This is a genomic window from Janthinobacterium sp. CG_23.3 (assembly GCF_046115965.1).
Taxonomy (GTDB): domain Bacteria; phylum Pseudomonadota; class Gammaproteobacteria; order Burkholderiales; family Burkholderiaceae_D; genus Janthinobacterium.
This window is the reverse complement of sequence record NZ_JBJXIB010000049.1, coordinates 1-20,389: the sequence shown is the minus strand read 5'-3', so window position 1 is coordinate 20,389 and position 20,389 is coordinate 1. Positions and strand designations below refer to the sequence as shown.

The window sequence follows — 20,389 nt, the reverse complement described above, 5'->3', positions numbered from 1 at the left end:
TTAGCGCCCTGCGCTGCTGATGAGTACTACTTTAGTCCTACAGCGCACATATGGGCGTGGGACATTCCGACGCGCAAATGTAGGCTGGGGACATTGCAAAATATCATCTTTATCCTACAAAAATACCGGCATTAATGAAAAAACAAGCTTGGCGCGACATCCGCCTAGCCCGGCGCGCCATGGCCGGCCGGCCGCGGCTGGGATGCCTCCACCGGTAAAAAGAAACGCAGCATTTCGCTGGCGGCGTCCGGTCCGGGGCCGCCGTGGCCTCCGCACCAGGCGTGGCCGGCGCCATGCACAATCCACTCCTCGGCGATCATTTCGCCGCTGCCGTCGCAGTGCACGTTGTGGGTATAGTCGCGCCCCGCGCCGACGCGCTGGCGCACCAGCGGCCGCCACGGCTGCGCGGCGCCGGGCTCGGTCTGCGCCGCCATCAGCGACTGGCGAATGATGCCGGCGCCGTGGCTGGGGTGGACCGTGGTGTCGCCGTCGCCATGGAACACGATGGTGCGCATGGGCCGCAGCGGCGGCGCAACGGCGCCGGGCGCCCATGCGGCGGCGCCGTTGCGCATCACATCCATGGCCGAGCCGGCGTCGTTGGCGGCGCCGTACTGCAAGCCCGAATGGCTGCCGACGGCCTTGAACACGTCCGGATAGGTGCGACCCAGGACGACGGCCATGGCGCCGCCGGCCGACAGGCCGGCGATGAACACGCGCGCGGTGTCGACGCCGTAGTCGGCGATGACTTCGCGCGCGATGCCGGCGATGATGGACGGCTCGCCCTGGCCGCGTTGCTGGTCGCGCTGGTTGAACCAGTTCCAGCATTTGGCGCAATTCGCCGACGACGACTGCTCGGGATAGGCGACGAAGCACTGGCGCGCCTCCGCCAGCAGGTTCATGCGCGTCTCGGTGGCGAACTCGTCGGCGCTCTGGCTGCAACCGTGCAGCATGAGCAGCAGCGGCAGCGGCTGCCCGGCGTAGGCGGAGGGAATATATAGTTTGTAGTCGCGCGCGCCGGCGTCGTTGGCGTAGCGCCGCGCCACGAAGGCGCCGCCGGGCTGGCGCCGCGGCGGCGCGACGGGGTAGGCGGCCGGGTAGGCGAAGTCGAAAAACAATTTACCGATAGCATCCGGCGCCTGCCACGGCAGCACAAGGTTGGGCCACATGGCGCCCCAGGAATCCATCATCACGCTTCCTTCCGAAAAGAACCGGCCGGCGGGATCGCCGGCCAACATGTCTTGAAAGGCCAGTGTGGCCGCCGCGCGCGGCACCCGGAAGGGGCGTTCCGGCTGTGGCCGGGTAGGACAAGCGGCGGCGCGCAAGAGGTAAGCGCGCCTACACCGGCCAAGCGGAAACGGCGCAGCCGGTCGCGAACGGCTCGCCGCGCCGTACACGCCTTACATCAGGTTCCTGCTCGACGGCCCCACGACGTGCTGGCCGGAGCTCTCTTTCCAGCTGCTCTCGATATGCTGCGCATCTTCCGGCGAACGGGTGCGCAGGCCCATCAGGATGCCGCCCTGATTGATGCCCTGCTCATAATGCTGCACCCGCTCCTCGGGAATGCCGGCGCCGACCAGCGCGCCGATCAGCCCGCCGGTGACGCCGCCGGCGCCGGCGCCGGCAATCGCGGCGGCCAGCGGGCCGGCCACCACCAGGCCCAGGCCGGGAACCACCAGGCTGGTGCCCAACGCGGCAATGCCGGCCAGTACGGCGCCGATGGTGCCGCCGATACCGGCGCCAATGCCGGCGCCCTCGGCGGCCTTGCTGCCCAATTCGGTTTCAACGGTGTCGCCGCCGGCGAAATGGCGCTTACGCGTTTCGTCGGACATCACCAGCGATACGTCGTCCTTGCTGTAGCCGCGCGAGAGCGCGGAATTGTAGGCGCGTTCGGCGCTGTCGCGGTCGTTGAACAGGCCGGTCACCATGCTCGAAGTGTTGTCTTGGTTAGTCATGCTATCTCCTTGGGTGAAGTGAACAAAAATGCCGAAGAAAAATGCGGCGTTGCCGCTGGCGCTTGCATGAGGCTGCAAACAAACCAGCGACTCCACAATAGAGCGTATCCAACGGCATTTCTGTTCGCTGTTGCACCAAACCGGATAGGCGCTTGGGCCGGCTGATCTGGCGCAAGGAGTGGCGTAGAACGGGGAACCGGCTGCGGCAACCGACTAGGCGCGGCCGATGATGGCCGCGCTGGCCGCTAGTTCGTCGATCAGCGCCAGCGAGTTCTTGCCCGACATGGCGTGCGGGTTCAACTCCGGCAGCGTCGAAAAGCGCAGCAGGATGGAGGCGTTGACCTTGGCCAGGTTGGCCTGTCCCATGGTCCAGCAGGCGTAGCGCCGCTCGTTGATCTCCTCGTAGTGCAGCAGCACCACGTCGGTGTGGCGCGGGTCGCGCAAAATCTGGCCGTACAGCGCGTTGATCGGTTCGCGCCCGCCTTCGAGTACCTGCATGAAAACGCGCTCGCTGTGGCACAGGATGCCGGTGATGCCGTGCTGCGGATTGTGCGCTTGCGCCTGCTGGATGATGTCGTGGATCGCCTCCGGCGCGGCGCCGGCGACGACGCGGCTGGCATACAAAAGTCGAACTAGCATGGTGGCCTTTCGGATAAATTAGCGTTTAATCAGGGACAGGAACTCGCGCCGCAGCGCCGGATCCTTTTGGAACGAGCCGTGCATCACACTGTTGATCATTTTCGCGTCCATGTCCTTGACGCCGCGCCACTGCATGCAAAAATGGTCGGCCTCCATCACCACGGCCAGGCCGTCCGGCTGCATTTTTTCCTGCAGCAGGTCGGCCAGTTGCACCACCGCCTCCTCTTGGATCTGCGGCCGGCTCATGATCCAGTTGGCGATGCGGGCGTACTTGGACAGGCCGATCAGGTTCGAGTGCTCGTTCGGCATGACGCCGATCCAGACCTTGCCGATCACCGGGCACAGGTGGTGCGAGCAGGCGCTGCGCACGGTGATCGGGCCGATGATCATCAGCTCGTTCAAATGCGCGGCGTTGGGAAACTCGGTCACCGGCGGCATCGGCACGTAGCGCCCGCCGAACACCTCGTTGATGAACATCTTGGCGACGCGGCGCCCGGTGTCTTGCGTGTTGTGGTCGCTGACGGTGTCGATGACCAGGCTCTCCAGCACCCCCTGCAGCTTGGCGCTGACTTCGTCGAGCAAGGCGTCCAGCTCGCCCGGCTCGATGAACGGGGCGATGTTGTCGTTGGCGTGGAAACGCGTCTTGCTGGCCACCAGGCGCTGGCGGATGCGCTCGGAGACCGGAACGTTGACGGGTGTGAAGTGTGTCAAATCAGTTGACATGCGGCGGTCCTGTAAAAAAGTATGCAAAAGCTGCGCCGGGCGGCCGAGCGGGTACGCCGGACCGGCCATCGCTTAGGTCGGAAAATATGTTGCTGGCATTGCTGGTTGCACCCAGTGTAACGCCCCAACCCGACCGCATCAACAAGATCGCGGCCGGATCACAGGGCGGATGGTAACAGAGCCGCCCGGCCAACCAGGGCGGATCGCCTGCGGCCAGGGGAGGAGCGCCTACTTTTTCAGCGTCAGGGTTCAGCGTAATGCGTTAGCGCGGCGCCGTGGCTGGGGCACGCGGGCCGGAAAAAAAAAGGGGGGTGGGGAGAAGACGCGGCGGGGCGCATCGCGCGCGGCGGGCAGCGCCGAATATGCGGGCGAAAAAAAAGCCCTCAATAGAGGACCTTCCTTTTACGGCTCGATCAGCACATTACTGTGGCTGGATGTTCGACGCTTGCTTGCCTTTAGGGCCGGTGGTCACGTCGAAAGTGACGCGTTGGTTTTCAGCCAAAGATTTGAAGCCATTCGAGTTGATCGCCGAGAAATGCGCGAACAGGTCTTCGCCGCCTTCGTCTGGCGTGATGAAACCGAAACCTTTTGCGTCGTTAAACCATTTTACAATGCCATTTGCCATTTCAATTTCCAATATCAGTAAGTTTCAGGATGCACAAACCAGTTCTTCGCAGCAGTCATTAAACGCCAACTAACGGCGCAACGCTGGCCGAGCAAAGCTCATTCTAGCAAAAATGGCGGGATATGCTCGCACTTTCTGTATCGTGCGGTGCAATTAACCCGTTTTTATTCCACAAAATTGTCATTAAGCACTAATTTCTTCCGTTCGCAGGCCGATCCGAGCTTGGAAAGGGGGCGCGGCGCCGTTTGCGACACGACGCGCCAAAATCCTACAAAGCGCTGGCGAATCCGCCTATCCCTGAATTTTGGCAACAGATTATAGTGTAATTTCTATAACGCATTGGCCCGTAATTGAGCGCTAGCCAAGCACCCCTAAGGAGAGCCAGCATGACCGCCACAAGCAAAACCGCGCAAGCAATCCCGAAAAAAATCCCCACCGAATCGGCCAAACAACGCGACGCCATCGCGGTGCTGACGCAGGACCATGAGCACGTCAAGGCGCTGTTCGAGCAGTACGAGGCGCTGAGCGACCGCTCCCCGGCCAAGAAGAAAAAACTGGCGCACGAGATTTGCCTGGAATTGACCAGGCACGCGACGGCCGAAGAGGAAATTTTCTACCCCGCCGTGCGCGAGGCCAACGGCGACAACGAAGACCTGATCGACGAAGCAACGGTCGAGCACGCCTCGGCCAAGGAGCTGATCGCGCAGATCCTCGCCATGGAGCCGGCCGACGAGCTGTACGACGCCAAGGTCAAGGTGTTGTCGGAGCAAATCGAGCACCACGTCAAGGAAGAGGAAGGCGAGATGTTTCCGAAGGCGAAAAAAGCCAAGCTCGACCTGGCCGCGCTGGGCCAGGCCATCGAGGCGCGCAAAGAGGAAGTCGAACTGCCCTCGGTGCAATAGGCGGCGAGGCGGCTCCGCGGCGGCACCGGACTGTCCGCTGCGGCGCCGACGCCGTGCGCTGCTCGTTTGCCCAAATCGAACGGATAGATATACAAGTGGATTGGCCCGCCGGCGAATGCCGGCGCGGCGCGCAAGTTTTCCACGCGCACCCAGCACACGCCGGGTGCCAGGGAAATGTCGGCGATTGTTTTGCAATATGAAGAGATGTGCATGCCGTCATCCCGAATGACTCAAAACAACAACCGCACGCATTGTTCCCCTCCTCCCCGCCCTTCCCGATACAGTCGTCACTGTAGAACTAGCCGGTGTCGCTAGCCGGTGTGGCTTCACGCTTCACGCTTCCTGATGCGTCGAATTTCCGAAGAGAGTACCCATGAACAACCCGAGAATGCTGTCCTGGGCCGACAAGCCGGTTCGCAAGCCGTGGTCTGAGCAACTGCTCGCGTCCGTCGCCGCGGCGAAGAACACATTGGACCTTGGTAATCCCGAGGGATTTGTCGCCGGTTACTCAACGTTGAGCCTGGAACACCAGCTCAAGTTCTGGGCCGAACTATTGGTGGCGATAGCGTGGCGCGAATCAGCATGGGAGCCGACGGCGATTTATCACGAACCCGCGCCGCTGGGGATAGACTCGGTCGGATTGCTCCAGTTGAGCTATGAGGACGCCGTGAATTACACTTTGGAGCCGCTGGACCGCGCCGCGAAGAGCTTGGAGCAACCGCTGGTGAACCTGCGCTGCGCGGTAGTGATAATGGCCAGCCTGGTTTCCCGGGACAAGGTGGTGGCCTCAAGCTCGCGCAACAGGCACGCTGGCGGCGCGCGCTATTGGTCGGTGCTTCGCAAGGGCCATCACATCGTGGAGATTCAAGCCAAGGTCAAAACCGCAATGGGTCTGTGACGCCACGCCCTTCACAATGGGAGCAAAAGCCCACGCCGCCATCGAAGAGCCTCGCCCCATCGTCTGCCCCGCAAAAGCGCGGTTCGATAAAACCGGGCTTTCGTCGTTTTTAACCGCCGCGTCTACGTGCCCGGGCTTGCGGCCCTGATATGGCGCTCGCGAAGCGCGACGGAGAAGACCGGACAGGCGTTTAACTCGCGGTGATTTATTGATAATCGTTGCGCTTTCGTCCTGTCGGCGGCGGCGAAAGCGGTAAAATGGCGGCCTTAACGCAAGCGCAGCGCTGCCCCGCGATTGGCGGGCACATCAGCCGACCTGCCCCGCCCCACCGACAAAGAACACATGACCACCACCCCGACCGAAATCAACGCCGCCGCCATCAAGAACAGCCCGGCGGAAAAACACACTCCCATGATGGTCCAGTATCTGAAGATCAAGGCCGAGCACCCGACGATGCTGGTGTTTTACCGCATGGGCGACTTCTACGAGCTGTTTTTCGAGGACGCCGAGAAGGCCTCGCGCATCCTCGGCATCACACTGACCCAGCGCGGCGCCTCGAACGGCAACCCGATCAAGATGTGCGGCATCCCCTTCCACTCGCTCGACCCGTACCTGGCCAAGCTGGTCAAGCTGGGCGAGTCGGTGGCGATCTGCGAGCAGATCGGCGACCCGGCCACCAGCAAGGGGCCGGTCGAACGCAAGGTGATGCGGGTGGTCACCCCCGGCACGCTGACGGACGCCGACCTGCTGCCGGAGAAATCCGAGCGGCCGCTGCTGGCCCTGTGCGTGATCAGCCAGCGCAAGAGCGTCACCGCCGGCCTGGCCTGGCTGTCGCTGGCCAGCGGCGCGTTGAAGTTGATGGAGTTTTCCGGCGACGCCAAGTCGGTCACGGTGCGCCTGCAGCAGGAATTGGAGCGCATCGCCCCGGCCGAGATCCTGCGCGGCGACAGCGCCGACATGTTCGAGGACCACGCCGGCGCCAACGTCAACCGCGTGCCCGACTGGCACTTCGACGTGCTGGGCGGGCACAAGGCCCTGCTCGAACAGTTGAGCGTGGCGACCTTGACCGGCTTCGGCGCCGACGGCCTGGGCGCGGCGTTCGGCGCCTCCGGCGCGCTGCTGCGCTACGCCCACTCGACCCAGGGCCGCGGCCTGCAACACGTGCGCACGCTGACGACCGAGACCGAAAACGAATTCATCGGCCTGGACGCGGCCACCCGGCGCAACCTGGAGCTGACCGAAACCATCCGCGGCCAGGAATCGCCGACGCTGTTCTCGCTGCTCGACCATTGCCGCACGGCGATGGGCTCGCGCCTGCTGCGCCACTGGTTGCACCACGCCCGGCGCGACCAGGGCGTGGCGCGCGCGCGCCACCAGGCCATCGCCGCGCTGGCCCATAGCGACGCCAGCGGCGCGCTGGCGGCGACGCTGGCGCAGGTGCCCGACATTGAACGCATCACCACCCGCATCGCCCTGCTGTCGGCGCGCCCGCGCGACCTGGCCGCGCTGCGCGACGGCCTGCGACAATTGCCGGCGCTGCGGCAGGGCGTGCTGCGCTGCGACGGCCCCGGCTTCGACGGCAGCCTGCTGGCCTCGGTCCACGCGGCGCTGGCCACGCCGTCGGCCTGCCTCGACCTGCTGCAGCGCGCCGTCGCGCCGGAGCCGGCGGCGATGGTGCGCGACGGCGGCGTGTTCGCGCGCGGCTTCGACGCCGAACTCGACGAGTTGCGCGCGCTGTCCGAAAACGCCGGCCAGTTCCTGGTCGACCTGGAAACGCGCGAACGCGCCCGCACCGGCATCGCCAACCTGCGCGTCGAATACAACAAGGTGCACGGCTTCTACATCGAGGTCACGCACGGCCAGACCGACAAGGTGCCGGACGACTACCGCCGCCGCCAGACGCTGAAAAACGCCGAGCGCTATATCACGCCGGAACTCAAGGTGTTCGAGGACAAGGCCCTGTCGGCGCAGGACAAGGCGCTGGTGCGCGAAAAGGTGCTGTACGAACAGTTGCTGTTCGACTTGGCGCCGCACATCGGCACCCTGCAAACCATCGCCCAGGCGCTGGCCAAGCTCGACACGCTGGCGGCGCTGACCGAGCACGCGCTGCACCACAACTGGAACGCGCCGCAACTGGTGAGCGAGCCGTGCATCAACATCGTCGAGGGCCGCCACCCGGTCGTCGAGAAGCAAATCGAGCGCTTCATCGCCAACGACTGCAACTTCGTCAACGAACGCCGCCTGCTGCTGATCACCGGCCCGAACATGGGCGGTAAATCGACCTTCATGCGCCAGGTCGCGCTGATCACGCTGCTGGCCTACATCGGCAGTTACGTGCCGGCCGCCAGCGCCGTGATCGGCCCGATCGACCGCATCTTCACGCGCATCGGCGCCACCGACGACCTGGCCGGCGGGCGCTCCACCTTCATGGTCGAAATGACCGAGTCGGCGGCGATCCTGAACGGCGCCACCGAGCATTCGCTGGTGCTGATGGACGAGGTCGGCCGCGGCACGTCGACCTTCGACGGCCTGGCGCTGGCCTGGGCCATCGCGCGCCACCTGATCGACACCAGCCGCAGCTTTACGCTGTTCGCCACCCACTATTTCGAGCTGACCCAGTTGCCCGAAAGCCACCCGAGCGCGGCCAACGTACATTTGTCGGCGGTCGAGCACAAGGACAGCATCGTCTTCCTGCACGCGGTCCAGGCCGGCCCGGCCTCGCAAAGCTACGGCTTGCAGGTGGCCCAGCTGGCCGGCGTGCCGCAAGCGGTGATCAAGGCCGCGCGCAAGCACCTGGCGCGGCTGGAGGCGCAGGCGCTCGACGCCACGCCGCAGCGCGACCTGTTCGCCGCGCCGGCCAGCGATCCCTACGCGCAGGAGGAAGAGGCGGCGCCGGCGCCGGCCGCCAACCCGGCGCTGGCCGAGTTGCTGGACGCGCTAGACGTGCTCGACCCGGACGCGCTGACGCCGCGCCAGGCGCTTGAGCAGTTATACCAGTTGAAGCGCCTGTCCGTGCCGGCCCAGGCATGAGCCAGCGCCGCAATGCCGTGCTGGCGGCGCTGCTGGCCGCCGCGCTGGCGTGCCAGCCGGCCGCCGCCCGCAGCGCGCGCGCCGGCGAGACCTTCCAGTTCGGCGTGATCGGGCACTCGTTCCAGTCGGGCCCGGACGACTCCGAACTGCGCCAGTCGATCCGCGACACCAACCAGGCCAACCTGGCCTTCGTGGTCGCCACCGGCATCAAGGCCGACAGCGAGTCGTGCAGCGACAAGCTGTACGCGCGCCGCGTGGAGCTGCTCGACGAGAGCGAGTGGCCGCTGGTGGTGTCGCTGGCCGCCAGCGACTGGAGCGGCTGCAAGAATTCGGCCGGCCGCTCGAACGCGATCGACCGCCTGAACCGCCTGCGCGAGCTGTTTTTCGCCGACGACAATTCGCTGGGCGCGCGCAAGCTGGCGCTGGCGCGGCTGTCGGCCAACGCCAAGTTCCGCAGCTACGCCGAGAACAGCCAATGGGAGTCGGGCCGGGTGCTGTTCGCCACCATCAACCTGCCGGCCAACAACAACCATTTTTTGCCGGAAGCCGGGCGCAACAGCGAGTTCGAGGACCGCCTGGTGGCCAACCGTTCGTGGTTGCAGCGTCTTTTTGCTGCGGCGCAGCGTAAAAAATTGGACGGCATTGTGCTGTTTTCCGACGGCGACGTCGGCGTGCAAAACGAGGACGAGCGCTCGCTGCTGCCAAGCTTTAACACGAAACAGGATGGTTTTGCCGTGATGCGGCGGCAGATCAGGACGCTGGCGAAGAAGTTCAGCGGCAAGGTTTTGCTGATCGATACGAAGCGCGGGAAAAATCCGCCGGCGCCGGCCATCGAGTGGAACGACAACCTGGGGCATGTCAGCGTCAACGCCGGTTGGGTGCGGATCCAGGTCAACCCCGGACGCGCCAACTTGTTCGATATTAAAAACGGCGAAGCGCAGTAATGGCGGAGGATGCGCGCCGTTGCGGTAAATTTCCGCCCCTAGGTCGGCGGAACGCGTAATCCGACGCCGAGCCGCTACCGACGCCAGTCGGGTTACGCCGACGCGGTTAAGCCCAACCCCAACGCCCCGCCAGTTCGCCGCATCTCAGCGGCGTTTGAATAACTTACGCGATCTTAATGGATCGGGTGGCTGCGGAAGTGGTCGCTGTCTTCGGCGTCGCCGTCATCTTCGTCGTCATGGTCGTGGCCGTGGCCGTGGGCGCCATGGACGTGGCCGTGGGCGATCTCTTCGTCCGTTGCGGCGCGCACGTCGGCGACCGTCAGCGAGAAGCGCAGTGCGATGCCGGCCAGCGGATGGTTACCGTCGAGCACGACCTTATCGTCGGCGATATCGGTGACGGTGAAAATCATCGCCTCTTCGTCGGCCGAATCGCTGTCCGGCATACCTTCGAACTGCATCCCCACTTCCAGTGGATCCGGCAGGCGGCTGCGCGGTTCTACCTTGACCAGCGCCGGGTCGTATTCGCCAAACGCATCGTCCGGTTCAATCTGGATGGTGTTCGCATAGCCGACTTCCTTGCCGTCGAGTTCTTCTTCGATTTTCGGCAGGGTGTTCTCATAGTCACCGTGCAGATAGACCATAGGCTGACGGCCGTCTTCGATCAGATTGTCTTGAGCATCTGACAGTTTGTAATTTACAGTCACGACCGTGTTCTTGGCAATCTTCATTGTGCTTCCTTTCATTGTATAAGCTGGCAAATTATACCCTCTTAGCCAGGCGAATGAGGGAATCCGCGCCGGCGCGCCAGGCGCGTTGCGCGGGCGGGCGGCGTGGCGCCCGATTCCCCGCCGCGCCACGGCGCATTGTTATAATGGTGGAATGAAAAAACCATCCATCCTCGGCGATATCACGCCGGCGCAGTTCCTGCGCGACTACTGGCACAAAAAGCCGCTCTTGATCCGCCAAGCCATCCCCGGCTTCAAGCCGTTGATGAGCATTGCCGCGCTGGCGGCGCTGGCCGCGCAAGACCACGTCGAAGCGCGTCTGGTCAGCCACACCGGCGGCGAATGGCAGATGCGGCAAGGCCCGCTGGCCACCCTGCCCGGCCGCGACGAAAAGGAATGGACCCTGCTGGTGCAGGGCGCCAACCTGCACAACGACGACGCCGACGACCTGCTGCGCCGCTTCCGCTTCATCCCGGACGCGCGCCTGGACGACCTGATGATCAGCTTTGCCACCGACGGCGGCGGCGTCGGCCCGCACTTCGACTCGTACGACGTGTTCCTGCTGCAAGCCCAAGGCCAGCGCCGCTGGCAAATCGGCCCGCAGAAGGACCTCAGCCTGGTCGAAGGCCTGCCGCTGAAGATCCTCAGCAAGTTCAAGCCGACCGAGGAGTTCGTGCTTGAACCGGGCGACATGCTATACCTGCCGCCGCACTACGCGCACGACGGCGTCGCCGTCGGCGACTGCCAGACCTACTCGATCGGCTTCCGCTCGCCGTCCTACCAGGAGCTGGGCGAAGCCTTCCTGCAATTCATGGCCGACTCGATCGACCTGCCGGGCCGCTACGGCGACCCGGACCTGGAAGTGACGAAACACCCGGCCGAAATCCCGCGCAACATGCTCAGCGCCGTCGCCGAGGAAATGAACAAGGTGCGCTTCACCGAGGACGACGTCACCATCTTCCTCGGCGAACACCTGTCCGAACCGAAGCACAACGTCTTCTTCAAGGGCCCGGCCAAGCCGCTGACGCCGGAACGCTTCGCGCTCAGCGCCGCCAAGAAGGGCGTGGCGCTGTCGCGCAAGAGCTTGATGCTATACCGCGGCAAACACGTGTTCATCAACGGCGAATCGTTCGCCATCGGCCGCGCCGACAAGGTCGCGCTGGAGGCGCTGGCGAACCAGCGCGCGCTGGAAGGCGCGGCCCTGGCCAGCGCCTCCGAGGATGTGATGGACGCGCTGTACACCTGGTACCAGGACGGCTGGCTGGAATTGGCGTAACGGCTTTTACGGCAAGGCGTCGCCGAAGTGTTGATTTGACAAGCAAGGAGTGGCAATGGAAAAGCAAGTGTTTCATTTTTCAAGCCGGAGCGAGTTCGAGCAACACCTCAGGCTTTGCCTTGGGCGCGCGCAATGGCGCTTGCGCCTGTTCGACCCCGACTTCGCGCTATGGGGGCTGGGTAGCACCGAGGTCGACGCCACGCTGCGCCGCTTCCTGCTAGGCAAAGGCCGGATTGAACTGGTGGCGCACAGCAACGCCTTGCTGGAGCGCCAGTGCCCGCGCCTGCTGCGTCTGCTGACGCAATTCAGCCACCTGATTGAATGTCGCGTAACAAGCAAGAACCTGCGCCATTTGACCGATTCTTTTTGTATCGCCGACGATCTGCACGTGGTGCGGCGCTTCCACTGCGATTATCCGCGCGGCGAGGCGGTATTCGACAGCGAAGCCGACACCAATTTGTGCGCGGAGCGCTTCGGCGGCATCTGGGCGGAATCCGATCCGGGACTGCACGCGAGCACGGCCGGAATATGAGCAAAATCAAGAAATGCCTTATCATGGCGCCCGTGAATCTGCTTTCGGGGTAACTTTGCATCAAATGGAAATGTATCGCTCCGGTAAATATTGCGTTATCACAAAATAGTTGCGGAATTGACGGTTACTCCTATTGCGATGCACCAAAAATCGCTATAATATTCGGTTAGGAAGTTTCCGTTGTCTGGCAGAGCACCTCTAGGTACGAAAAGCCTTCGAAGAACGACCTAACGAGCGATAATTACCGGTAATTATTCATCGCAACATTGTTGAACATTTTTGAAATATTTAAGGAAAACACATGAAAAAATCCCTGCTGATCGCCTCCCTGTTGGCTGTTGCTCTGGCTGCTTGCAGCAAAAAAGAAGAAGCTCCAGTAGCTCCTGCTGTTGTCGAAGCTCCTGCTGCCGCTCCAGCTGCCCCAGCTGCTGAAGTTGCTCCTGCTGTTGCCGCTGACGCTGCTGCTGCCGCTTCGGTTGCCGCTTCGACCGCTGCTGACGCTGCTGCTGCCGCTTCGGTTGCTGCTTCGACCGCAGCTTCGGCTGCCGCTTCGGCCGCTTCGAAGTAATATCAGCTTGCTGTAAAAAAGCCGGTCTTCGGGCCGGCTTTTTTACGCCTGGACTGCGGCAACGGCGCATGCGCCAAGGCCGCGATCGAAGCGAACGGCGATAAAAAAGCCGACCCCCGGGTCGGCTTTTTGACGTTTGGCCGCGCGCTGGCGGCCAGCCATGGCCTTATTTTAACTGCTCGTTGAGCAGCGTCAGGATTTTCTCGGCGGTGGCCGACACTTCCGGTTTGCCGTCGTTACTCAGCACCGTGACCAGGCTGTTGGCGCCGCTACCGGCCTTGACCGAGATGCGGTAGCGCAGCGCTTCCTTGTCCTTCTCGGACGCACCAAAGCTGAGCAGCTTCTTGAAGAAACTTTCGGTCTTGGTGACGTCCGGGTCGAGGTAGCGCACGAAATACGTGCCCTGGGTGCGGTCGCGGTCCTCGACGGTGAAGCCGACCCGGTCCAGCGCCAGGCCGACCCGGCGCCAGGCGCGGTCGAAGCCCTCGTCCACTTCCACCGCGCGGCTGCCGGCGGCGCCGGTCAGCTTGGCGTGCAGCGCTTGCACGACGGCCTTGTCGACGGCGGTCTTCGCCTGCGTGTCGTCGCCGCTGCCCAGGCGCGTCATCAGGCGCGCCAGGAACATAGCCTCCAGGCCCGGGTCGTTCGGCCGCGCGGTCCAGATGGTGCCGTCCTTTTGCTGGCCGGTGACCACTTCCTCGGCGCCGCGGTGGCTGATGTAGATTTCGCTGGAACCGTCCGGCAGGCGCTCGACGCGGGTGCGGTACTTGTCGCGCTCGCCGGTCGAATACAGGGAATCGAAGACCTTGCCGATGGTGCTGCGCACGAAGTCTTGCGGGATCTTCGCGCGGTTTTCATTCCACTCCGTTTCCATGATGCCGGCCGCCGGTTGCTCCAGCGCCAGCGTGAAGCCGGAATCCTCCCAGAAGGTTTTCAGCTGCGGCCATAAGGCCTCGGGCGTCTGCTTGACGACCAGCCAGCGCTGGTTGCCGGCGCGCTCGACGCGCGTCTCGGCGGTGCCGGCGGGCACACCGGGCGTACCGGCCGCGGCCATCGGCGCGGCGCTTTTTTGCGCGTTGTAGCCGGAAGCCGTGGCGACGCCGTTCTTGGCGTCCGGCAGCGTGTAACGATTGTCTTTCTGCAACTGGGTCAGATCCGGCGGCACGTCGAGCGTGCTGGCTTTCTTGGCCGACTTGTAGTCGACCTTGTCGTTGCCTACCACGGAGCTGATCATGCCGCAGCCGGCCAGGCTGACGACAACGGCGCCGATAACGAGGCCGCGCTGTGCCATGGCGGCGGGGGCCGGGTAAAGTTTATTGCGAATAGTCATGTCGTTACTGGATGAGAAGCTAAACAGCAGCTGAAATCAGGGAAGATCCGGACCGTTTCAAGTCGGGGCTCATGGCCAGCCCGCCGGGTCGCGGCGGACTGGGCCTTATGGTAATACGCCGGCTTCGCGCAAGGCGCCGCGGACGGTGTCGTGGCAGTCTTCGGCCAGGCCGACCAGCGGCAGGCGTATGCCCGACGGCATCATGCCCATTTCCGTCAACGCCCATTTGACCGGCACCGGGTTCGGCTCGACAAACAGTTTCTGGTGCAGCGGGATCATCTTGTTGTTGATCGCCACGGCGCCGGCGATGTCGCCGCCCATGGCCGCCACGCACAACTCGTGCATCGCGCGCGGGGCGACGTTGGCGGTCACCGAAATGTTGCCCTGGCCGCCGCAAAACATCAGCGCCATCGCCGTCGGGTCGTCGCCCGAATACACGGCGAACGACGGCGGCACCATGCGCAGCAGGTCGGTGCCGCGGCCGATGTTGCCGGTGGCGTCCTTGACGCCGACGATGTTCGCAATCTCGGCCAGGCGCGCGATGGTCTCGTTGGACATGTCGGCCACGGTGCGGCCCGGCACGTTGTACAGGATGATCGGCAGGTCGACCGCCAGGGCGATGGCCTTGAAGTGCTGGTACATGCCTTCCTGGGTCGGACGGTTGTAGTACGGCACCACCACCAGGGCCGCGTCGGCGCCGGCTTCCTTGGCGAACTCGGTCAGCTTGATCGCCTCGGCGGTCGAATTGCCGCCGCTGCCGGCGATGATGGGAATGCGTCCCTTGGCGTGCTCGACGGTCGCACGGATCAGTTCGCAGTGTTCTTCCACGCTGACCGTTGCCGACTCGCCGGTGGTGCCAACGATGACGATGCCGTCCGTACCCTCGGCGATGTGCCAGTCGATCAGCTTGCGCAAGCCTGGAAAGTCCAGACTGCCGTCCGCGTGCATCGGGGTGACGATTGCTACAATGCTGCCCTTGATCATAGTAAGTATGGTGCGCCGAGAATTAAAACATCGATTGTAGCGGATAGGCCGCGCCTGTGGTGCATCTTGCACCTGTTTTACAGTTCATTACAGTACGCCGTCGCACGCGGCCAGCAGCGCCGCCTGCGGCGGGAAATCGGCCCGCACCGCGCACAGGCGCTGCACCATGGCCGCTTTCGGCGCGTCCACCCTGCCCTCCTCGAACGCCACCACGCGCAAGCCGTGCCGGGCGGCCCAGGCCAGCAACTCGCCGGAGGCCAGCAGGAAGGCCGGATTCGACGGTTTGCCGAACTCGGCGTTGCCGGCGCTGAAGGTTTCGTACAGCAGCACGCCGTCCGACGCCAGGCTGCGCGCGATGCCGGCCAGCAGCGGCCGGTGCAGGTAGTTGGTGACGACCACGCCGGCGAAGCGCCCGGCCGCGTAAGGCCAGGCCGCGTCCGCCTCCTCGAGGTCGAACTGGGCCGTGACGACGCCCGGCCCGGCCGCGCGCGCCAGCGCGTCCGGGTCGCGGTCCAGCGCCAGCACCTCGTGGCCCAGCGCCGCCAGGTGGCGCGCGTGGCGGCCGCCGCCGCAGGCCAGGTCGAGCACCTCGCCGGCCGGAATCAGCGGCGCCCAGCGCCGCACCCAAGGGGAAATGGCGTCCATCCCCATCAGCTGTACGCCAGGCCCATGGCCTCGCGCACGTCGCGCATGGTTTCCTGCGCCAGTTTGCGGGCCACGTCGTTGCCGTCGGCGACGATGGCGCGGACCAGCGTCGGGTCGTCGAGGTATTGCTGGGCGCGCTCGTGCATCGGTTCCTGCTCCTTGATAATGGCGTCGATGACCGGCTGCTTGCATTCGATGCAGCCGATGCCGGCCGACTTGCAGCCCTTCGCCACCCACTCCTTGGTGGCGTTGTCGGAATAGACTTCGTGGAATTGCCAGGCCGGGCACTTGGCCGGGTCGCCGGGGTCGCTGCGGCGCACCCGCGCCGGATCGGTCGGCATGGTGCGCACTTTCTTGGTGACGCTGTCCTTGTCCTCGCGCAGCGCGATCGCGTTGCCGTAGCTCTTGGACATTTTGCGCCCGTCCAGGCCGGGCAGGCGCGGGGCGGCCGTCAGGCGCGCCTGCGGTTCCACCAGGATCAGCTTGCGGCTACCCTCCAGGTAGCCGAACAGGCGCTCGCGGTCGATCATCGACAGGCTCTGGGCGTCGTCGAGCATGGCCTTGGCCTGCTCCAGCGCCGCGTCCTTGCCCTGCTGCTGGTATTCGGTGCGCAATTCGTTGTAGAGCTTGGCGCGCTTGCTGCCCAGCTTTTTCACCGCCTCCTGGGCCTTCGCCTCGAAGCCCTTCTCCTTGCCGTACAAATGGTTGAAGCGGCGCGCGATCTCGCGCATCATTTCAATGTGCGGCACCTGGTCGTCGCCCACCGGCACCTGGCTGGCGCGGTAGATCAGCACGTCGGCCGCCTGCAGCAGCGGGTAGCCGAGGAAGCCGTAGGTGGCCAGGTCCTTGTTGCTCAGGTTCTCGATCTGGTCCTTGTAGGTCGGCACCCGCTCCAGCCAGCCCAGCGGCGTGGCCATCGACAGCAGCAGGTGCAGCTCGGCGTGCTCCGGCACCTTCGACTGGATGAACAGCGTCGCCTGCGACGGGTCGATGCCGGCCGCCAGCCAGTCGACCAGCATGTCCCAGGTGCTGCGCTCGATCAAGCCCGGGTCGTCGTAGTGCGTGGTCAACGCGTGCCAGTCGGCCACGAAAAACAGGCAGGGCAACTCGGACTGCATCTTGACCCAGTTCTTCAGCGCGCCGTGGTGGTGGCCGAGGTGCATGGAGCCGGTCGGGCGCATGCCGGAGACAACGCGGTCGGGGTACATAGTTGATCAGTTCAAAAGAAGGGTCAGGGGCAGCACCAGCACCTTGAAGACGCCGATCAGCAGTTGGACCGCGGCGATCAACGCGCCGTCGAGCACGTGGAAATACATCAGCGCCACCAGCACGCCGAACACGTACACGCCGTACTGCTCGATGCGGCCGAAGTGGCGCGCCAGCGCCAGCGGCAGCAGGCCGGTCAGCACGCGCCCGCCGTCGAGCGGGGGCACCGGGATCATGTTGAAGACGCACATGGCGGCGTTGACGCTAACGCCGGCGGCGGCCATGCGCAGGAAAAACGACTCGTGCACATTGGCCGTGGCCAGCAGCACCGCCAGCACCATCCAGCCCAGGCCCATGCAGAAATTGGCGCCCGGGCCGGCCAGCGCCACCCAGGCCATCTGCTTTTTCGGATTGCGCAACTGGCTGTAGTCGACCGGCACCGGCTTGGCGTAGCCGAACGGGATCTGGATCGTCAGGTATAGCAGCAGCGGCAGCAGGACGGTGCCGAAGGGGTCGATGTGCTTGGCCGGGTTCAGGCTCAAGCGCCCCTCGTTGGAGGCGGTGGGGTCGCCGAAATAGCGCGCCACGTAGCCGTGGGCAGCCTCGTGCAGGGAAATCGCGAACAGGACCGGAATCAGGAAAACCGCAATGGTTTGTACTATGTGGTTGATGTCATTCATATCGCGATTCTACCAGAGCGCCGACAACGGCCCGTCGCGGGCGCGCGCGGCGCCGTCACAGGCCCAGCAACGCGGCGTCGCCGCGGCCCTGGCGCACCAGCACCGGCTCGGCGCCGGTCAGGTCGACCACGGTGGTCGGCTCGAAACTACAGGCGCCGCCGTCGACGATCAGCTCGATGTGCTTTTCCAGCCGCTCGCGGATGCTGTCGGCGTCGGTCAGGGTGTCGTCGTCGCCCGGCAGGATCAGGGTAGTGCCCAGCAGGGGCTGGCCGAGTTCCTCCAGCAGCGCCTGGACGACGCGGTTTTCCGGCACGCGCAGGCCGATGGTCTTGCGCGACGGATGGCTCAGGCGCCGCGGCACTTCCTTGGTCGCCTCCAGGATGAAGGTGTAGGGACCCGGCGTGGCCGCCTTGAGCAGACGGAACTGGCGGTTGTCGACGCGGGCGTAGACGCCGATTTCGCTGAGGTCGCGGCACAGCAGCGTCAGATGGTGCTTTTCATCGATGCCGCGGATGCGCCGCAGCCGTTCGACCGCGCCCTTGTCGTCGAGGTGGCAGACCAGCGCGTAGCACGAGTCGGTCGGCAACGCGACGATACCGCCGGAGTGGATGATGTGCGCGGCCTGCTTGAGCAGGCGCTGCTGCGGATTCTCGGGGTGGATCTGGAAAAATTGGCTCATGTCGCGTTATGCCGGGCATGCTCGGCATGCCGCCTTGTTAGAATTGTCACGATTGTACGCCACGCAGCGCGGCGATGCGCGCCTCCAGCGGCGGATGGGTGGCGAACAGCGCGGTCCAGCCGCCGCTGCCGGCGGTGATGCCGAGCGCCGCCATCGACTGCGGCAACTGTCCGGGCGCCACGCCGCCCAGGCGCGCCAGCGCGTGCATCATCGGCGCCGGGCTGCCCAGATACTTGGCCGAACCGGCGTCGGCGCGAAATTCGCGCTGGCGCGAAAACCAGGCCACGATCAGCGAGGCGGCGATGCCGAACAGCACTTCGCAGGCCATCACGGTAACGCTGTAGCCGATGCCCGGACCGCGCTCGCCGTTGCCGCGCAACAAAACCTTGTCGACGAAAAAGCCTACCACGCGCGCCAGGAACACCACGAAGGTGTTGACCACGCCCTGGATCAGGGTCAGCGTGACCATGTCGCCGTTGGCGACGTGGGCGATCTCGTGGCCCAGCACCGCTTCGACCTCGTCGCGGTTCATGCTTTGCAGCAGGCCGGTGGAGACCGCCACCAGCGCCGAGTTCTTGAAGGCGCCGGTGGCGAAGGCGTTTGCCTCGCCCTCGTAGACGGCGACCTCGGGCATGCCGATGCCGGCCCGCTCGGCCAGCGCGCGCACGGTGTTGACCAGCCACAGCTCGGTGGCCGAGGACGGGTTGTCGAGCACGCGCGCGCCGGTCGACCACTTCGCCATCGGTTTACTGATCAACAGCGAGAAAATCGCCCCGGTAAAACCGACCACCAGCGAAAACAGTAGCAGGCTGCCGAGGTCGAGGCCGCCGCCATACGGCTGGCGCCCGACGCCGAGCACGGTTAGCACGATCGACAGCACCAGCATCACGGCCAGGTTGGTCAGAATAAACAGAACGATGCGTTTCATGGCGGGGCTCTCCGGTGTGAGTGGCCGAGACTTCAACGGCGTAAGCATAAGGTAGGAGCGGCGCCGCCAAAAACAAGGCGGCGGGCGCGCAGCGGCGCCGCCGGCGGGCTAAAACCAGTCGTGCCAGACCGGCGTGACGTTGCCCGGCAACGGCGGCAGCTGCGCGAAGTCGACGCGCGACTCGCCCGGCGCGTGGAAGTCGGTGCCGCGCGAGGCCAGGAAGCCGTAGTCGTTGGCCAGCCGAGCGTACTGCGGATACTGGTCCGGGCTGTGGCTGCCGGTGACGACTTCGATGGCGGCGCCGCCCAGTTGCTTGAACTCGTCGAACAGCGCGCCCTCGGCGGTGTCGCTGAAGCGGTAGCGGCCCGGATGGGCGATCACGGCGACGCCGCCGGCGCCGCGGATCCAGCCGACCGCCTCGGCCAAGGTGGCCCAGCGGTGCTCGACATAGCCGGGTTTGCCTTCCGACAGGTATTTGCGGAACACCTCGGGAATGTTGGCGCACTTGCCGCATTCCACGATGTAACGGGCGAAATGGGTGCGCGACATCAGGTCGGGATTGCCGACGAAGCGCAGCGCGCCCTCGTAGGCGTCGGGGATGCCGGCGGCGGCCAGTTGGGCCGAAATGTCGCGCCCGCGGGCGTCGCGCCCGGAGCGGGTGTTGGCCAGGCCGCGCAGCAGCGCCGGGTTGGCCTCGTCGATTTGCAGGCCGACGATATGCACCGTCTCGCGCGCCCAGGTGATGGAAATCTCGACGCCGGCGACGAAACGCATGCCATGCCCGGCCGCGGCGGCGCGCGCGGCGGCGACGCCCGAGACCTCGTCGTGGTCGGTCAAGGCCCAGACGTCGACGCCGGCCTTGCGCGCGTAGGCGGCCACGGCGGCCGGCGCCAGCACCCCGTCGGAAATATTGGAATGACAATGAAGATCTACATTAAGCATACGGAAAAAGCCTAGCGTCAGCTGAACAGGAGGTAAGGATTCATTGTACGCTGCTTGTCCAAATCGCACGACGCGGCGCCGGCGCGCCTGATCCCGCGCAACACGCCACCGGGGACAGACCACGATTTCCTGGGGAATCAGTGGTCGGACAACGTGGGTCGTCTCCCGCCCCTCCTCGCAA

The 20,389-nt window shown here is 64.8% G+C and carries 21 protein-coding genes; 7 read left to right on the top strand and 14 right to left on the bottom strand.

Annotated elements, in window-relative coordinates; translation table 11 throughout:
• Positions 1-164 precede the first annotated feature (164 nt).
• The 5 genes from ACFDR9_RS13365 to ACFDR9_RS13345 form a co-directional block, all read right to left on the bottom strand.
• Entirely contained in the window at positions 165-1,187 is a 1,023-nt protein-coding gene (locus tag ACFDR9_RS13365) for an alpha/beta hydrolase family esterase (RefSeq protein WP_409031297.1), read from the bottom strand.
• Positions 1,188-1,397: 210 nt separating this feature from the next.
• Positions 1,398-1,952 (bottom strand): hypothetical protein, encoded by a 555-nt coding sequence (locus ACFDR9_RS13360; protein ID WP_017879052.1) that lies wholly within the window; start codon positions 1,950-1,952, stop codon positions 1,398-1,400.
• A gap of 213 nt (positions 1,953-2,165) precedes the next feature.
• Positions 2,166-2,591, bottom strand: a complete 426-nt coding sequence (locus tag ACFDR9_RS13355) for a BLUF domain-containing protein (RefSeq protein WP_026133442.1) — start codon at positions 2,589-2,591, stop codon at positions 2,166-2,168.
• Positions 2,592-2,609: 18 nt separating this feature from the next.
• Entirely contained in the window at positions 2,610-3,314 is a 705-nt protein-coding gene (gene folE / locus ACFDR9_RS13350) for a GTP cyclohydrolase I (RefSeq protein WP_051068414.1), read from the bottom strand.
• Between the two features lie 421 nt (positions 3,315-3,735).
• Positions 3,736-3,939 (bottom strand): cold-shock protein, encoded by a 204-nt coding sequence (locus ACFDR9_RS13345; protein WP_017879049.1) that lies wholly within the window; start codon positions 3,937-3,939, stop codon positions 3,736-3,738.
• Between the two features lie 386 nt (positions 3,940-4,325).
• Here ACFDR9_RS13345 and ACFDR9_RS13340 point away from each other — a divergent pair, with 386 nt between their 5' ends.
• The 4 genes from ACFDR9_RS13340 to ACFDR9_RS13325 all read left to right on the top strand — a co-directional run bounded on the left by ACFDR9_RS13340 (position 4,326) and on the right by ACFDR9_RS13325 (position 9,713).
• Complete coding sequence (locus ACFDR9_RS13340; protein ID WP_017879048.1) at positions 4,326-4,841, top strand: hemerythrin domain-containing protein; 516 nt, start codon at positions 4,326-4,328, stop codon at positions 4,839-4,841.
• A gap of 373 nt (positions 4,842-5,214) precedes the next feature.
• Positions 5,215-5,739, top strand: coding sequence for a transglycosylase SLT domain-containing protein (locus ACFDR9_RS13335; protein WP_409031296.1), 525 nt, complete (start codon positions 5,215-5,217; stop codon positions 5,737-5,739).
• A 342-nt stretch (positions 5,740-6,081) separates the two neighbouring features.
• Complete coding sequence (mutS, locus tag ACFDR9_RS13330; protein ID WP_409031295.1) at positions 6,082-8,769, top strand: DNA mismatch repair protein MutS; 2,688 nt, start codon at positions 6,082-6,084, stop codon at positions 8,767-8,769.
• Positions 8,766-9,713 (top strand): hypothetical protein, encoded by a 948-nt coding sequence (locus ACFDR9_RS13325; protein WP_409031294.1) that lies wholly within the window; start codon positions 8,766-8,768, stop codon positions 9,711-9,713. The genes mutS and ACFDR9_RS13325 overlap by 4 nt, the downstream gene beginning before the upstream one ends.
• A 173-nt stretch (positions 9,714-9,886) precedes the next feature.
• Here the strand turns inward: ACFDR9_RS13325 and ACFDR9_RS13320 are convergent, their stop codons facing one another.
• On the bottom strand, positions 9,887-10,441 hold the full coding sequence (locus ACFDR9_RS13320) for a peptidylprolyl isomerase (protein WP_026133440.1): 555 nt from the start codon (positions 10,439-10,441) through the stop codon (positions 9,887-9,889).
• A 151-nt stretch (positions 10,442-10,592) separates the two neighbouring features.
• Here ACFDR9_RS13320 and ACFDR9_RS13315 point away from each other — a divergent pair, with 151 nt between their 5' ends.
• The 3 genes from ACFDR9_RS13315 (at position 10,593) to ACFDR9_RS13305 (ending at position 12,814) form a co-directional block, all read left to right on the top strand.
• A complete protein-coding gene (locus tag ACFDR9_RS13315; RefSeq protein WP_409031293.1) occupies positions 10,593-11,714 on the top strand; it encodes a JmjC domain-containing protein in 1,122 nt (373 codons plus the stop codon).
• Between the two features lie 55 nt (positions 11,715-11,769).
• Entirely contained in the window at positions 11,770-12,246 is a 477-nt protein-coding gene (locus ACFDR9_RS13310; protein ID WP_026133439.1) for a hypothetical protein, read from the top strand.
• Positions 12,247-12,547: 301 nt separating this feature from the next.
• Positions 12,548-12,814, top strand: a complete 267-nt coding sequence (locus ACFDR9_RS13305; RefSeq protein WP_081611967.1) for a hypothetical protein — start codon at positions 12,548-12,550, stop codon at positions 12,812-12,814.
• Positions 12,815-12,980: 166 nt separating this feature from the next.
• On the opposite strand, the gene bamC is transcribed toward ACFDR9_RS13305, so the two are convergent.
• From bamC to ACFDR9_RS13265, 8 genes are all read right to left on the bottom strand, one after another.
• Entirely contained in the window at positions 12,981-14,105 is a 1,125-nt protein-coding gene (gene bamC, locus ACFDR9_RS13300; protein WP_409031292.1) for an outer membrane protein assembly factor BamC, read from the bottom strand.
• Positions 14,106-14,249: 144 nt separating this feature from the next.
• Positions 14,250-15,128 carry a 4-hydroxy-tetrahydrodipicolinate synthase gene (gene dapA, locus ACFDR9_RS13295; protein WP_017879039.1) on the bottom strand — a complete coding sequence of 293 codons (879 nt, stop codon included), beginning with the start codon at positions 15,126-15,128 and terminating at the stop codon, positions 14,250-14,252.
• 87 nt (positions 15,129-15,215) lie between these two features.
• A complete protein-coding gene (locus ACFDR9_RS13290) occupies positions 15,216-15,773 on the bottom strand; it encodes a bifunctional 2-polyprenyl-6-hydroxyphenol methylase/3-demethylubiquinol 3-O-methyltransferase UbiG (RefSeq protein ID WP_035787926.1) in 558 nt (185 codons plus the stop codon).
• Between the two features lie 5 nt (positions 15,774-15,778).
• The gene (locus tag ACFDR9_RS13285; RefSeq protein WP_409031291.1) at positions 15,779-16,981 is read right to left on the bottom strand and encodes a tryptophan--tRNA ligase; all 1,203 of its coding nucleotides are present in this window, start codon (positions 16,979-16,981) and stop codon (positions 15,779-15,781) included.
• A gap of 6 nt (positions 16,982-16,987) precedes the next feature.
• Positions 16,988-17,659: a site-2 protease family protein gene (locus tag ACFDR9_RS13280; RefSeq protein ID WP_409031290.1), complete on the bottom strand. Its 672-nt coding sequence runs from the start codon at positions 17,657-17,659 to the stop codon at positions 16,988-16,990.
• A 55-nt stretch (positions 17,660-17,714) separates the two neighbouring features.
• The gene (locus tag ACFDR9_RS13275; RefSeq protein ID WP_017879035.1) at positions 17,715-18,338 is read right to left on the bottom strand and encodes an L-threonylcarbamoyladenylate synthase; all 624 of its coding nucleotides are present in this window, start codon (positions 18,336-18,338) and stop codon (positions 17,715-17,717) included.
• A gap of 46 nt (positions 18,339-18,384) precedes the next feature.
• On the bottom strand, positions 18,385-19,266 hold the full coding sequence (gene htpX, locus ACFDR9_RS13270; protein WP_017879034.1) for a protease HtpX: 882 nt from the start codon (positions 19,264-19,266) through the stop codon (positions 18,385-18,387).
• 108 nt (positions 19,267-19,374) lie between these two features.
• Positions 19,375-20,208 carry a 3',5'-nucleoside bisphosphate phosphatase gene (locus ACFDR9_RS13265; protein ID WP_409031289.1) on the bottom strand — a complete coding sequence of 278 codons (834 nt, stop codon included), beginning with the start codon at positions 20,206-20,208 and terminating at the stop codon, positions 19,375-19,377.
• Between the last annotated feature and the right edge of the window lie 181 nt (positions 20,209-20,389).

What these genes read in the sequence shown, in the direction of transcription:
- ACFDR9_RS13365 (WP_409031297.1), bottom strand. Translation starts at nt 1,187, where the DNA reads ATGATGGATTCCTGGGGCGCCATGTGGCCCAACCTTGTGCTGCCGTGG.
- ACFDR9_RS13360 (WP_017879052.1), bottom strand. Translation starts at nt 1,952, where the DNA reads ATGACTAACCAAGACAACACTTCGAGCATGGTGACCGGCCTGTTCAAC.
- ACFDR9_RS13355 (WP_026133442.1), bottom strand. Translation starts at nt 2,591, where the DNA reads ATGCTAGTTCGACTTTTGTATGCCAGCCGCGTCGTCGCCGGCGCCGCG.
- folE (WP_051068414.1), bottom strand. Translation starts at nt 3,314, where the DNA reads ATGTCAACTGATTTGACACACTTCACACCCGTCAACGTTCCGGTCTCC.
- ACFDR9_RS13345 (WP_017879049.1), bottom strand. Translation starts at nt 3,939, where the DNA reads ATGGCAAATGGCATTGTAAAATGGTTTAACGACGCAAAAGGTTTCGGT.
- ACFDR9_RS13340 (WP_017879048.1), top strand. Translation starts at nt 4,326, where the DNA reads ATGACCGCCACAAGCAAAACCGCGCAAGCAATCCCGAAAAAAATCCCC.
- ACFDR9_RS13335 (WP_409031296.1), top strand. Translation starts at nt 5,215, where the DNA reads ATGAACAACCCGAGAATGCTGTCCTGGGCCGACAAGCCGGTTCGCAAG.
- mutS (WP_409031295.1), top strand. Translation starts at nt 6,082, where the DNA reads ATGACCACCACCCCGACCGAAATCAACGCCGCCGCCATCAAGAACAGC.
- ACFDR9_RS13325 (WP_409031294.1), top strand. Translation starts at nt 8,766, where the DNA reads ATGAGCCAGCGCCGCAATGCCGTGCTGGCGGCGCTGCTGGCCGCCGCG.
- ACFDR9_RS13320 (WP_026133440.1), bottom strand. Translation starts at nt 10,441, where the DNA reads ATGAAGATTGCCAAGAACACGGTCGTGACTGTAAATTACAAACTGTCA.
- ACFDR9_RS13315 (WP_409031293.1), top strand. Translation starts at nt 10,593, where the DNA reads ATGAAAAAACCATCCATCCTCGGCGATATCACGCCGGCGCAGTTCCTG.
- ACFDR9_RS13310 (WP_026133439.1), top strand. Translation starts at nt 11,770, where the DNA reads ATGGAAAAGCAAGTGTTTCATTTTTCAAGCCGGAGCGAGTTCGAGCAA.
- ACFDR9_RS13305 (WP_081611967.1), top strand. Translation starts at nt 12,548, where the DNA reads ATGAAAAAATCCCTGCTGATCGCCTCCCTGTTGGCTGTTGCTCTGGCT.
- bamC (WP_409031292.1), bottom strand. Translation starts at nt 14,105, where the DNA reads ATGGCACAGCGCGGCCTCGTTATCGGCGCCGTTGTCGTCAGCCTGGCC.
- dapA (WP_017879039.1), bottom strand. Translation starts at nt 15,128, where the DNA reads ATGATCAAGGGCAGCATTGTAGCAATCGTCACCCCGATGCACGCGGAC.
- ACFDR9_RS13290 (WP_035787926.1), bottom strand. Translation starts at nt 15,773, where the DNA reads ATGGACGCCATTTCCCCTTGGGTGCGGCGCTGGGCGCCGCTGATTCCG.
- ACFDR9_RS13285 (WP_409031291.1), bottom strand. Translation starts at nt 16,981, where the DNA reads ATGTACCCCGACCGCGTTGTCTCCGGCATGCGCCCGACCGGCTCCATG.
- ACFDR9_RS13280 (WP_409031290.1), bottom strand. Translation starts at nt 17,659, where the DNA reads ATGAATGACATCAACCACATAGTACAAACCATTGCGGTTTTCCTGATT.
- ACFDR9_RS13275 (WP_017879035.1), bottom strand. Translation starts at nt 18,338, where the DNA reads ATGAGCCAATTTTTCCAGATCCACCCCGAGAATCCGCAGCAGCGCCTG.
- htpX (WP_017879034.1), bottom strand. Translation starts at nt 19,266, where the DNA reads ATGAAACGCATCGTTCTGTTTATTCTGACCAACCTGGCCGTGATGCTG.
- ACFDR9_RS13265 (WP_409031289.1), bottom strand. Translation starts at nt 20,208, where the DNA reads ATGCTTAATGTAGATCTTCATTGTCATTCCAATATTTCCGACGGGGTG.